The organism is uncultured Amnibacterium sp. (assembly GCF_964244015.1).
GTDB lineage: Bacteria > Actinomycetota > Actinomycetes > Actinomycetales > Microbacteriaceae > Amnibacterium.
The window spans coordinates 16,558-29,159 of sequence record NZ_CAXTHO010000022.1; the positions used below are offsets into that span (position 1 = coordinate 16,558).

Consider the following 12,602-nt stretch of genomic DNA (forward strand, 5'->3'; position numbering starts at 1 on the left):
CGGCGACCGCGTCACGAGCCGTACAGGTCGCGGTAGCTCGGGATGCCGTGGGAGGTCGTCGCCGCGAGGATCGCGTGCACGATCGCCCTCGTCACCACGTCGGCGCCGGCGCTCAGCACCTGGTTGATGCCGTCCGCCTCCTCGTGGCCGGGGAGGAGGCCGCTCGCCGGCGTCGGCAGACCGGCACCTCCCGTCGAGAGCGCGAAGACCACGTCGCCGTCGCCGAGCGTGTGCACGGGGCGGATCGCGCGGGTCATCCCGTCGTGGCCGGTCGCCGCGAGGCGGCCGAGGCGGGACCGGTCGATGTCGGCGTCCGTGGCGACCACCACGAGCGTCGTGTTCAGCGGCCGCAGCGCCGGGCGCCTCGCCGACTCCTCGCCGAGCCGCAGGCGCGCTGCCGCGTGCCGCTCCGGGGTCGGCGGGCGGATCCCGAACTCGCCGAGCCCATCGGCACGGGCCAGCTCGGCGAACAGCCCCCATGGCACCCCGGTCCGTGGATGGATCGTGGTCCCGTCGGCGTTCACGACGACCAGCGCGGCCACGACCGCCCCGCCGGGCAGCACCGCGCTCGCGCTGCCGACCCCGCCCCGCATGTCGCCGGTGACCGCACCCGTCCCCGCGCCGATGCTGCCGAGCCCGACGGAGGAGGACGTGAACGCCGCCTCCGCCGCCTGCCGGCCGAGCGCGGGGCCCGGCCGGTTGCGGAACACGCCGCCGCGGCCGAGGTCGAAGATGCTCGCCGCAGGGACGACGGGCACGACCTCCTCCAGCGCGCGCCCGACGCGGAAGCCGAGCCCGCGCTCCTGCAGCGCTGCCAGCACCCCGCTCGCGGACTCGAGACCGTAGGCGCTGCCGCCGGAGAACGATACGGCGTGCACGCGGTCGACGACCCCGGTCGGATCGAGCGCCGCGGTCTCCCGGGTCGCCGCTCCCCCGCCGCGCACGTCGACGGCGCCGAGCGCCCCCTCCTCCGCGAGGACGACGGTGACGCCGGTCAGCCAGCCGTCGTCGGTGCGGGACGCGTGCCCGACGCGGATGCCCGGTACGTCCGCGATCGTGTTCGTCGGCCCGATGCCGATTCCGACCCGGCCGCCGAGGCGCCAGTCGAGCCCGCCGTCAGCGTTCGGGGCGGGCGAGTCCGAGGTGCTCACGCAGCGTCGTCCCTTCGTACTCGGTGCGGAACAGGCCGCGGCGGCGCAGCTCGGGGACGACGAGGTCGGTGAACGCGGTCAGCGTCGTCGGCAGCCAGGGGAACGAGACGGTGAAGCCGTCGGCCGCGCCCGCCGCGAACAGCTCCTCGATGTGGTCGGCGACGTCGGTGGGGCTGCCGATCACCGCACCGTCCCCCTCCGCCACCTGCCGGGCGAGGTCGCCGACGGTCAGGCCGTCGCGCTGCGCCTGCCGGTAGATCTCCTGCTGCGCGCCGCGGCTCGCGTTCGTCTCGGGCGGTGGAGGGAGGGGGCTGTCCAGCGGCAGATGCGACAGGTCGGTCCCCGTCCAGTACTCGACGTCGGCGAGCGCGACGCTCGGGTGCAGCAGGTCGCGGACCTCGGCGAAGCGGTCCTCCGCCTCCGCGCGGGTGGGTGCGACGACCGTCGCGAGCTCCGGCAGCACCAGCACCTCGGCGGGGTCGCGGCCGAACCCCTCCGCCTGCGCCCGGATCGCCGCGGCGTACGGCACGGCGTCCTCGAGCGGCAGCGCGCGGGTGAAGACGAGGTCCGCGATGCGCGCGGCGAGCGCCTGCCCGGCGCCGGAGGAGCCCGCCTGGGCGATGACGGGCCGACCCTGGACCGGTCGCCGGATGTTCAGCGGGCCGGCGACCCGGAAGAACTCGCCGTCGTGGTCGAGCCGGTGCAGCCGGTCGGGGTCGAAGTAGCGGCCGGTCGCCGTGTCGAGCAGCACCGCGTCGTCGTCGAAGGAGTCCCAGAGCCCGGCGACGACGTCGAAGAACTCCTCCGCCCGCCGGTACCGGTCGGCATGCGCGAGGTGCACGTCCGCGCCGAAGTTCCGCGCCTCCGCATCGTTCAGCGAGGTGACGACGTTCCAGCCGGCTCGCCCGCCGGAGAGGTGGTCGAGCGACGCGAACGCCCGCGCGGTCGTGTACGGCTGCGAGTAGGAGGTGGAGGCGGTGGCGAGCAGCCCGATCCGGGAGGTGAGCGGTGCGAGCGCGGACAGCGTGGTGAGAGGTTCGAGGGCGTCGTTCACCACTGCGAGCCGCTCGAGCACCTCCGGCCGCACGTCCGGCACACCGACCAGGTCGGGGAGGAACACCGCATCGAACGTCGCCGCCTCCAGCTTCCGCACCTGCTCGGCGAGGAAGCGGAAGTCGGTGCCGGCGGCGGGCGGCGAGTCCGGGTGCCGCCAGCCGGCCGGGTACTCCCCCGCCGGCTTGACGAAGCCGGTCAGGTGCAGCGTGCGCGTCACGCCGGCACCGCCGCGCGGGCCGGGCGGGGCAGGCCGAGCTGCTCGCGCAGGGTGCCGCCGGAGGGGGGCCGGAAGATGCCGCGCTCGGCGAGCAGCGGCAGCACCTCGCCCACAAAGCGGTCCGCCGTGTCGGGCAGGTAGGGGAAGGAGACGGTGAAGCCGTCGATCGCACCGGACGCGTGCCATTCGGTGAGGTGGTCGGCGATCGTCGCGGCTGATCCTGCGACGGCGCCGCCCGCCGCGAACCGCACGCCCAGCTGCCGGAGGGTGAGCCCCTCCGACCGTGCGAGCTCGAGGATCCCGGCGCGGCGGCTCTGCGATCGGTCGGTCTCCGCGCCGAAATCGGGCAGCGGCTCGTCCAGGTCGAGATCGGAGAAGTCCTCGTCGCCGAAGTTGTCCTGCACGATGCGCCGCAGCACGTCCTCGTGCACCAGCGAGCCCAGGGTCGCGAGCACCTCCTCCGCCTCTGCATCGGTGTCCGCGACGATCGGGCTGAGCAGCGGCCACACTCGGACGTCGCCGGGGTCACGGCCGGCCTCGGCGACCTGCGCGTCGAGCGCGGCGCGGTAGGCCACCGCCTGGTCGAGCGTCTGCGGCGCGGTGAAGACCACCTCGCCGTAGCGTGCCGCGAACGCACGGCCGGTCTCGGAGGCGCCCGCCTGGAAGATCACGGGCCACCCCTGCGGCGGCCGGGCGATGTTCAGGGGCCCGGCGACCCGGAAGTGCTCGCCGTCGTGCTGGATCGCGCGCCGCCCGTCCCGGTCGAAGTAGATGCCCGACGCCTTGTCGCGGATCACCGCGTCGTCGGCGTAGCTGTCCCACAGCCCGGTGACGACGTCGACGAACTCGGCGGCGCGCGCGTACCGCTCCTCGTGGCCGTAGTGCGCGTCGCGGCCGAAGTTCGCCGCCTCGAGCGGGACGACGCTGGTCACCACGTTCCAGCCGGCCCGCCCGCCGGACAGGTGGTCCAGGGAGGCGAGCTTCCGCGCGATCGTGTACGGCTCGTTGTACGAGGTGGTCGCGGTGGCGACGAGGCCGATCCGGTCGGTGACGCTCGACAGCGCGGACAGCAGCGTGAACGGCTCGAAGAAGTCCGCACGGGCCGTGCGGTGCAGGGAGTCGAGCTGGTGACCCCAGACCGCGACGACGTCGGCGATGAAGATCACCGAGAACCCGCCGTCCTCGAGCGTCGTCGCGATGCGGGAGCAGAAGGGGAAGTCGAGCTCGCCGGAGGCATGCGCACCGGGGTACCGCCAGCCGGCGATGTGGCCGCCGGAGCCGTGCAGCAGCGCTCCGAACTGCAGCGTGTCCGGTCGTGGCATGGTGCTCCTCTCGTCTCCGGTGGTCAGTGCGTGCGCGCCGGCTGGGCGGCCGGCCGCCAGCCGAGCCGGGGCGCGACGTCGGCGGCGATGGTCTCGAGCGAGGCGAGCGCCTCGGCGGTGGTGGAGGTGCGCACCTCGATCGCCAGGATCAGGTCCGATGCGAGGTCCAGCACCCGCGCGCGGGCGATCGACGCGACGACGTCGTCGACCGTGCCGTGGTGCACGTTCATCGCGGCGAGCAGCTCCTCCGGCACCGGGTCCTGCCCGACCCAGCCGGCGTCCTGGTAGTACCCGAGCGACTGGGCCGCCACGATCGGCCACAACCGCTCGGCGACCACCTCGCGGCTCGCGCCGAAGAAGGCGCTGTGCACGACCGCGAGCCGCTCCCCTCCGGCCGCGCGGTACTGCTGGGCGAGCCCGAGCTGCACGCTCGAGGCGGGGCCGATGCCGAGGAGCACCCCGTCGCCGGCAGCGCCGGCCGCGCGGACCCGCTCGGCACCGAGCGGCGAGTCCCAGATCCGGCCGGCGAGCCCGGGGGCCGCCGGGGTCAGAGTCAGACCGCCGGGCAGCGCCTCGCCCGAGAGTGCGTCCCGGAGGCGGCGCGCCCCGGACGCGTACAGCTCGCGACGGTCGGCGACGTCGCGGCCGAACGCCGCGAACACCTCCGGCTCCGGGTTGCCGCTGCCGATCCCGATCTCGACGCGGCCGCCCGAGATCGCGTCGAGCACGGCGGCGTCCTCCGCGACCCGCAGGGGGTCCTCGAGCGGGAGGTTCACGATCGCGGTGCCGAGCCGGATCCGACTGGTGCGCGCCGCCACGGCGGCCAGGAACACGAACGGCGACGGCAGCGACCCCTCGACGGCACCGAGGTGGTGCTGGGCGACCCAGCCGCTGTCGAAGCCCAGCTCCTCCGCGGCGACGAACAGGTCGATCCCGGCCGCGATCAGCTCGCGGGCGGGCCGGTCGGGCGCCAGGTGGGTGAGGAATCCGAGGCGGAAGGGTCGATCGTTCACTGGGGCTCCTCGGCGAGCCGCGGCACGGCGGCCAGCAGCTCGCGGGTGTAGGGGTGCTGCGGGTCGGCGAGCAGCGCGGCGGTCCCGCCCGCCTCCACGATCCGCCCGTCCCGCATGACGACGACCCGCTGCGCGAAATGCTGCACGAGGCCGATGTCGTGGGAGACGAGCACCATCGTGAGCCCGAGATCCTGGTGGAGGCGTCGGAGCAGCGCCAGGATCTGCGCTCGAACGGTCACGTCGAGCGCGCTGAGCGGCTCGTCCCCGACGAGCAGCCGGGGGCGGTGGATGATCGCGCGGGCCAGCGCGACCCGCTGCCGCTGGCCGCCGGACAGCTCGTGCGGGTAGCGGCCGGCGAGCGCCGGGTCGAGGCCGACATCCGTGAGGGCCGAGGTGACGAGGGCCCGTCGATCGCCCGCGATGCCGAGTGCCCGGAGAGGTTCAGCCACCGTCCTGCCGACGCTCATCCGCGGGTCCAGCGACGAGTACGGGTCCTGGAACACGATGCCGGTGTCGCGGCGCAGCCAGCGGGTCGCGCGGGCCGAGCCGGACTTGACGGCCCTGCCGTCGAACGCGACCGTACCGGCCGTCGGGGTGTCGAGGCCGAGGAGCAGCCGCGCGAGCGTCGACTTGCCCGAGCCGGACTCGCCGATGATCGCGAGCGTCTCGCCGGCCTCGACGTCGAGATCGACGCCGCGCAGCGCGTGCCGGACGACGACGGGCGCGAACAGCGTCTCCCGGGGCAGGCGGTAGTCGCGGACGAGCCCTCGCGCCTCGACGAGGCTCATGCGCTCCCCTCCGGCGTGAAGCTCGTCGCGCGTGCGGCCGCGACGAGCCCCGCGGTCACCGGGTGCTGCGGCGCGGCGAGGATCCGCGCGACCGGGCCCGCCTCGATCGCCCTGCCGTCGGCGAGCACCAGCACCTCGGTGCTGATCCGGGCCAGTACCGCGAGGTCGTGCGTGACGAAGACCAGCGAGGCGCCGGTATCGGCGACGAGCCGGTCGAAGCGGCCGAGGATCTCCGCCTGGATCGTCACGTCGAGCGCGGTCGTCGGCTCGTCCGCGAGCAGCAGGCCGGGCGAGCAGGCGAGCGCGATGCCGATCGCGACGCGCTGCCGCTGGCCGCCGGACAGCTGGTGGGGGAACAGGTCGACGATCCGTTCGGGTTCGGGCAGCCGGACGAGCCCGGCGAGCCGTACCGCCTCCGCCCGCGCCTGGCGACGCGTCGCGAGGCCGTGCAGCCGGAGGGGCTCCGCGAGCTGGCGGCCGATGGTGCGGAGGGGGTTCAGCGCGGTCTGCGGGTCCTGGAACACGACGCCGATCCGCCGCCCGCGGATCGGCGCGAGGTCGCGCTCGGGCAGCCCGAGCAGCTGCGTGCCGTCGAGCACGATGCTGCCGGACGCCTCCGCCCCCTCCGGCAGCAGGCCGAGGATCGCGAGGGTCGTGAGCGACTTGCCGCTGCCGGACTCGCCGATGATGCCGAACCGGCCGCCGTCGGCCACGGTGAACGAGACCCCGTCGACGACCGTGCGGCCCCCGAACCGGATCGTGAGGTCGGTCACCTCGAGCGTCATCGGACCACCTCCTGGCGCGTCGAACGGCTCGTCCGCAGCCGCGGGTCGGTCGCCTCCCGCAGCCCGTCGCCGAACAGGTTGAAGCCCAGCACGGTGACCGTGATGGCCAGCCCCGGCCAGATCACGGTGAGCGGGTAGATGGTCACGTAGTTCTGCAGATCGCTCAGCAGCCGGCCCCACGACGGCGTCGACGGCGGCGCTCCGTATCCGAGGAAGGAGAGGCCCGCCTCCGACAGCACCGCGACGGCTGCGGAGAGCGACAGCTGCACGATGAAGACCGGGGCGATGTTCGGCACGACGTGATCGGCGAGCGTGCGGAGGGGGCCCAGGCCCGCGGCGCGTGCGGCGAGCACGTAGCCGGTGCGGGCGACGCGGCGGATCTCGCCCCGGCCGACCCTGGCGATGTTGACGCCGAAGCCGATGCCTACCGCCACCACGACCTCGGTGAGGGACGGGCCGAACACCGCGCTCAGCATGATCGCGATCAGCAGCACCGGGAACGCGATCAGGATGTCGATCAGCACGGCGACGGGCTCGCGCACCCACCGAGGGCCGAGCGCGCCGAGCGCAGCGAGCGCGATCCCGACGACGGCGGCGACGAGCGACGAGAGCACCGCGACGAGCAGCGCGGTCCTCGTCGCCGCGAACACCAGGCTGAACAGGTCGCGGCCGACCGCATCCGTCCCGAACAGGTGGACGGCACTCGGGGACTCCCAGCGGTGGAACGGATCCGTCGCGAACGGGTCCAGCGGCGTCCAGAACACCGAGACCACCGCGCAGACGACGAGTGCGACGACGACGATCGCCCCGAAGGCCCCCGCCGGTCGCCGTACGAGCTCGCGCAGCCAGGCGGCCCTCATGCCGCCTCCCGCTGCCGCGGGTCGATGACACGGTGCAGGACGTCGACGAGGGTGCCCACCACGAGGATCAGCGCGGTCAGCACGAGCAGCTCGCTCTGCACCTTCACGAGGTCGCGGTTCGCGACGTCGCCGACGAGCATCCGGCCGACCCCGGGCAGCTGGAACAGGGTCTCGACGATGACGGCGCCGACGAGCAGCGCCGCGATCTCGAGGCCGACGACCGACAGCACCGAGAGCATCACGACGGGCAGCCCGTGCGTGACGAGCGCCCTCGTGAGCGTCATGCCCTTGGCCGCAGCGGTGCGCACGTGGTCCTGCCCGATCGCGTCCAGCGTCGCCGAGCGGGTGAAGCGCAGCACGACCGCCCCCTCCACCACCCCGATCGTGAGCGCGGGGAGGACGAGGGAGGCAAACGCGCGGCCCGGCTCGGCCCAGCCGCTCTGCGGGAAGCCCTGCACCGGCAGCAGCCCCAGCCAGCTCCCGAGCAGCAGGATCAGCAGCACCCCGGCGAAGACCACGGGTACGGCGGCGACGAGCTGCGCGAGCGCGGAGATCACGAACCCGCCGACCCTGCGGTGCAGAGCCGCGGACACGACCCCGAGCGGGATGCCGAGCCCGAGGCCGAAGACGAGCGAGAGGCCCGCGAGGGGGAGGGTGACCTCGAGCTTCTGACCGAGCTCGCTCGCCACCGGGGTGCCGGTGACGAGCGAGCGGCCGAGGTCGAGGTGCAGCAGGCCGCCGAGCCAGCCGAGGAACTGGGCGAGGACCGGCTGGTCCAGACCGAGCTGCTCCCGGATCCGCGCCACCTGCGCCGCACTCGCCTGCGTCCCGCCGATGACCTGCGCCACATCCCCCGGAAGGATCCGGAGGGTGGCGAAGATCAGCGCCGCGGCGACCAGCAGGCCGACGAGGAGCAGGAGGACGCGGGTCGCGAGGAAGCGCAGCACGGGCCGGCGATCTCGCCTACTTCGACACGGCGAGCCCGGTCAGGTTCAGCCGGTTGCTCGTCGAGTCGGTCGGGAAGCCGGTGACGGTCGACCGGATCGCCGTGACGTTCACCGCGGTGTACAGCCAGTCCGCCGGCGCGTCCTGGGCCACGAGCTTCGCGGCCTCGGCGAGCTTCGCGTCCGCGTCCGCGTCGGTCAGGGCGCCCTGCGCCTGCGTGTAGAGCGCGTTCACCTTCGGGTTGCTGTAGTTGAAGTAGTACCCCGGGGTGACCCAGTTGGCGAAGTCGTGCGCCTCGGCGTGGTCGACGATGCTCAGCTCGTAGTCCTTGTTCGTGTAGACCTTGGTCAGCCAGGTCGTGAAGTCGACGCTGTCGACCTTCAGCGTGATGCCGATCGCCTTGAACTGGCTGGTGAGCACATCCGTCACCGTCGTGCCGTAGACGTTGGGGAGCGTCAGCGTGAGTGCGGAGCCCGTCAGGCCGGCGGCCGAGATCTTCGCCTTCGCGTCGGCGACGTCGTACGCGTCGATGCTCGTCAGGTCCTCGTAGCCGGGGTCGCCCTCCGGGATCGGCCCGCCCTGCGCGACGCCGTTGCCGCCCACGGCGGCGATGATCGCCTTCGGGTCGATGGCCTCGCGGAGGGCCTGCCGAACGGCGAGCGTGTCGAGCGGCGCCTTCTTCGAGTTGAAGACGAGCGTGTACTTGTCGGTCGACGTGCCCTTCTTCAGCGCGAAGTCGGCATTGCCGGTGAACTTCGCCTGCAGGGTCGGATCGACGGTCGTGAGCACCTGGATGTCGCCGGCGAGGGCTCCGTTCACGGCCGCCGCCCGGTCGGAGAAGTAGTGGAAGACCACCGAGGCGACCTTCGCCTTCGTCCCCCAGTACTTCGCGTTCCTCGTCAGGGTGATGCTGTCGCCCTGCTTCCAGGTCTTCAGCAGGTAGGGGCCGCTGCCGATGGCGGTCGTCTTCAGGTCGTTCGTCGCGTCCTGGTCGAGGATCAGACCCGCCCGGCCGGCCAGCGAGTACAGCAGTGTGGAGTCCGGCTTGCTCAGGGTCAGCTCCACGGTGTCGTCCGACGGCGCGGACACCGTCTTGACGGCGGCGAACGCCGCGTTGCCGACGTCGGTCTTCGTGTTCTTCACCTGGTTCAGCGACCAGACGACATCGCCGGCGTCGAGCGCGTCGCCGTTGCTGAAGACGGTGCCCGCGTTGAGCGTGAAGTCGTAGGTGAGGCCGTCCGAGGAGACGGTGTGGCTCTTCGCGAGCACGTCCTGGATCTTGCCCGACGAGTCGATGCCGACGAGCCCCTGGTACACGTTGTCGATCAGCACCTGGTCGAGCGCGACGCCCGAGGTGGTGCGGACGTTCAGGTCGGTCGGCTCGAGGTAGAGGCCCACGTTCACGGTCGCCGAGGTGTCGGCGGTGCCGCCGCTCGCTTCCGTCGTGGACGGGCCGCTCGAGCAGGCCGCGAGCGCCAGGGCGGTGCCGGCGGCGACGCTCGCGACGAGCAGGGTCTTCTTGGTTGTCATGGGTGTGCTCCGGGTGCTGTGCGGATGGTGCGGGGTCGGTGGGTCACGAGGGGTCGGATGCGACCGCGGCGAACGCCTGGTCGAGGTCGGCGATCAGGTCGGCGCTGTCCTCGATGCCGATCGAGAGCCGGAGGAGGCCCTCGCCGAGTCCGGAGGCGGCCCGCTGCTGCTCGTTCTGGCCGGAGTTCGTCGTCGAGGCGGGATGGATGATCAGGCTGCGCACGTCGCCGATGTTCGCCAGGTGGCTGAACAGCCGGACCGCGTCCACGAAGCGACGCCCGGCCTCGATGCCCCCCGCGATGTCGAAGGACACGATGGCACCGGCGCCGCGGGTCAGGTAGCGGCGGGCCGTCTGCGCCGAGGGAGCCCCCGGCAGGGTCGGGTAGTGGACCCGCTCGACCTGCGCATGCCCCTGCAGGTATGCGACGACCGCCTCCGCGTTCGCGACGTGCTGGCGGATCCGCAGGCTGAGCGTCTCGAGCCCCTGGATCAGCAGGAAGCTGTTGAAGGGCGACGGCGCGGGGCCGTAGTCCCGCAGCACTGTGGTGCGGAGCCGGAGGCTGTAGGCGAGGCGCCGGTCCGAGAACCGCGCCCAGTACCCCTCCTTCCCGTGCCCGACGTCGGGGGTGTGGAAGCCGGGCCACCGCTCGGGCTCCGCGCCGAAGTCGAACGTCGCGCCGTCGACGACGACCCCGCCGATCACGGTCCCGTGCCCGGAGAGGAACTTCGTCGTGGAGTGGACGACCACGTCGGCGCCGTGCTCGAGCGGCCGCAGGAGGTAGGGGGTCGCGAGGGTGTTGTCGACGATCAGCGGCACCCGGGCCTCGTCGTGCGCGATCGCGGCGATCGCCTCGAGGTCCGCGACGACGCCGGTCGGGTTGCCGATGCTCTCGGTGAAGAACGCGCGGGTGCTCGGCCGGACCGCGGCCCGCCACGCGTCGAGGTCCTGGACGTCGACCAGCGTGATCGCGATGCCGAGCTCGGCGAAGCGCTGCCCGAGCAGGTTCGTCGTGCCGCCGTAGATCTGGCCGGACACCACGACGTGGTCGCCGGTGCGCAGGATGTTCAGCAGCGAGAGTGCCGTCGCCGCCTGGCCGCTCGCGGTCGCGACGGCGCTGACGGCGCCCTCGAGGCGCGCGATGCGCTGCTCCGCGACCGTGGTCGTCGGGTTCGACATCCGCGAGTACGCGTACCCCTCGAGGTCCTCGAGCAGGAACGACGCGGCCGCCTGCTCGGCGCTCTCGTACACGAAGCTGGTCGTCGCGAAGATCGGCGTCGCCCGCGCCCTCGTCCCGGCGTCGGGCGTCGCCCCCGCGTGCACCTGGGCCGTGTCGAAGCCCCACTCGTCGCTGCTCATCGCTCAGGACGGTAGCCGCGCACCGCCTCAGGGGCGGTTCCGCGCCGTAACAGTGCGTTGTGTTCGCGGATCAGGGGATCCGGCGGCCGGAGGCCCGCCGGATCCCCTGATCCGCGAACACCCCCGCGATCTCAGCCGATGAACGCCGCGATCACGGCCGCGAGGCCCGCCGGGTCCTGCTCCTGCACGTTGTGTCCGGTGTCGAGCTCCACGACGGCTGCTCGCGGCACGCGGTCGCGGAACTCGCCGACGACGTCGTCGGTCAGGAAGCCGCGCGCGGCGCGGACGAGCAGCACCGGCACGGTCGTGTCCGTGAGCCCCGTCCACGGCGTCGAGATGTCCGGCAGCTGCGGCGCGTGCTGCGGCGGGTAGGCGAGGTGGTGCGACCAGACGACCGTGCCGTCCCCGCGGACGCGCGTGTTCAGCGCGACGCCGCGCGTGATCGCCTCGCGGTCGGACCCGATGCCGGCGGCGATCGCGCTGTCGACGATCTCCTCCCGGGAGCCGAAGACCTGCGGGCCGGCGAGGAATTCCGAGACCTGCCGAGCGTCGCCGATCCGGAGGCCGGGGCTCGCGTCGACGAGCACGATGCCGGCGACCAGCTCCGGTCGCGCGGCCGCGAGCGCGACCGCGGTGAAGCCGCCGAGCGAGTGCCCGACGACCAGCTGCGGCCCGGCGTCGACGGCGTCGAGCACCTCCGCGACCGCCGCCGCGTTCGTCGCGGGCCGGTAGTCGAAGTCGTCACGCCACTCGGACTCGCCGTGCCCCGGGAGGTCGAGAGCGAGGGCGTCGCGCGCGAGCGCGAGCAGGGTCCCGTCCCAGGTGTGCGCGTTCAGCCCCGCACCGTGCAGCAGCGTCATCGCCGGCTGCGCGCCCCAGCGGATGCCGCTCACCCGGCCGCCGGCCGTCGCGACGGCGAACCGGTCGTGGAGCGGCAGGGGCGGGAGCACCCCCAGCTGATCCGCCTCGGTCTGCAGGTACCGGAACTCGTCGTCGCTCACGACGTCGATCATGCACGTCGGCACGGACGGCCTGTCGCGGGGAGCAGCATGGCGCTGTGGACGCGCGTCGGATAGGCAACATCGTCAACCTCTCGACGGTGCTCGGGCTGCTGCTCGCGCGGCTCGGCCGCGCCCGCGTCCGCAGCGGACCCCACGGCCTCCTGCTGGCGGAGGGGGTGCGCCTGCCGTTCCCGGACGTCGGCGCGGTCACGATCGGGAACGTGGTGCTGACCACCGGCCTGTTCGCCGATCTGGTTCGCGCGCTGCCGCGGGTGCTCGACCACGAGTCGCGGCACGCCTCCCAGTGGCTGCGCTGGGGCGGCCTCCCCTTCCTCCCCGCCTACCTCCTCGGCGTCGCCTGGTCGCTGCTGATCGCCCGCGACCGCGCGGCCGGCAACCCGTTCGAGCGCGCCGCCGGGCTCGAAGACGGCGGCTACCGCGCCGCGCGGTAGCCCCACCCCCTCGCGCGGTACTCCCCCCTTCGCGCGGTAGGTGGACCCACCGCGCGAGGGTGACGAGTACCGCGCGAGAGCGCGTCGGTCAGCGACTCACGACCCGGACCGGCCGCTGCGCGACG

12 protein-coding genes are annotated in these 12,602 nt (G+C 73.4%); 1 reads left to right on the forward strand and 11 read right to left on the reverse strand.

Annotated features, from left to right (window positions below; all coding sequences use genetic code 11):
* Positions 1-11 precede the first annotated feature (11 nt).
* The 11 genes from ACFE67_RS04485 to ACFE67_RS04535 form a co-directional block, all read right to left on the reverse strand.
* Positions 12-1,151 (reverse strand): P1 family peptidase, encoded by a 1,140-nt coding sequence (locus tag ACFE67_RS04485; protein WP_375405674.1) that lies wholly within the window; start codon positions 1,149-1,151, stop codon positions 12-14.
* Positions 1,117-2,424, reverse strand: coding sequence for an LLM class flavin-dependent oxidoreductase (locus tag ACFE67_RS04490; protein WP_375405675.1), 1,308 nt, complete (start codon positions 2,422-2,424; stop codon positions 1,117-1,119). Before ACFE67_RS04490 ends, ACFE67_RS04485 begins: the two co-directional genes overlap by 35 nt.
* Positions 2,421-3,746: an LLM class flavin-dependent oxidoreductase gene (locus tag ACFE67_RS04495; RefSeq protein WP_375405676.1), complete on the reverse strand. Its 1,326-nt coding sequence runs from the start codon at positions 3,744-3,746 to the stop codon at positions 2,421-2,423. Before ACFE67_RS04495 ends, ACFE67_RS04490 begins: the two co-directional genes overlap by 4 nt.
* Positions 3,747-3,769: 23 nt before the next feature.
* Positions 3,770-4,759 carry an LLM class flavin-dependent oxidoreductase gene (locus ACFE67_RS04500; protein ID WP_375405677.1) on the reverse strand — a complete coding sequence of 330 codons (990 nt, stop codon included), beginning with the start codon at positions 4,757-4,759 and terminating at the stop codon, positions 3,770-3,772.
* A complete protein-coding gene (locus ACFE67_RS04505; protein ID WP_375405678.1) occupies positions 4,756-5,547 on the reverse strand; it encodes an ABC transporter ATP-binding protein in 792 nt (263 codons plus the stop codon). Before ACFE67_RS04505 ends, ACFE67_RS04500 begins: the two co-directional genes overlap by 4 nt.
* Positions 5,544-6,332, reverse strand: coding sequence for an ABC transporter ATP-binding protein (locus ACFE67_RS04510; RefSeq protein ID WP_375405679.1), 789 nt, complete (start codon positions 6,330-6,332; stop codon positions 5,544-5,546). Before ACFE67_RS04510 ends, ACFE67_RS04505 begins: the two co-directional genes overlap by 4 nt.
* Entirely contained in the window at positions 6,329-7,192 is an 864-nt protein-coding gene (locus tag ACFE67_RS04515) for an ABC transporter permease (RefSeq protein ID WP_375405680.1), read from the reverse strand. The genes ACFE67_RS04510 and ACFE67_RS04515 overlap by 4 nt, the downstream gene beginning before the upstream one ends.
* Positions 7,189-8,139: an ABC transporter permease gene (locus ACFE67_RS04520; RefSeq protein WP_375405681.1), complete on the reverse strand. Its 951-nt coding sequence runs from the start codon at positions 8,137-8,139 to the stop codon at positions 7,189-7,191. Before ACFE67_RS04520 ends, ACFE67_RS04515 begins: the two co-directional genes overlap by 4 nt.
* 16 nt (positions 8,140-8,155) lie before the next feature.
* On the reverse strand, positions 8,156-9,667 hold the full coding sequence (locus tag ACFE67_RS04525) for an ABC transporter substrate-binding protein (RefSeq protein ID WP_375405682.1): 1,512 nt from the start codon (positions 9,665-9,667) through the stop codon (positions 8,156-8,158).
* A gap of 43 nt (positions 9,668-9,710) precedes the next feature.
* Entirely contained in the window at positions 9,711-11,024 is a 1,314-nt protein-coding gene (locus ACFE67_RS04530; protein WP_375405683.1) for an O-acetylhomoserine aminocarboxypropyltransferase/cysteine synthase family protein, read from the reverse strand.
* Between the two features lie 131 nt (positions 11,025-11,155).
* Positions 11,156-12,025 carry an alpha/beta fold hydrolase gene (locus tag ACFE67_RS04535; RefSeq protein WP_375405684.1) on the reverse strand — a complete coding sequence of 290 codons (870 nt, stop codon included), beginning with the start codon at positions 12,023-12,025 and terminating at the stop codon, positions 11,156-11,158.
* A gap of 56 nt (positions 12,026-12,081) precedes the next feature.
* Here ACFE67_RS04535 and ACFE67_RS04540 point away from each other — a divergent pair, with 56 nt between their 5' ends.
* Entirely contained in the window at positions 12,082-12,477 is a 396-nt protein-coding gene (locus tag ACFE67_RS04540) for a hypothetical protein (protein ID WP_375405685.1), read from the forward strand.
* Positions 12,478-12,602: the final 125 nt, after the last annotated feature.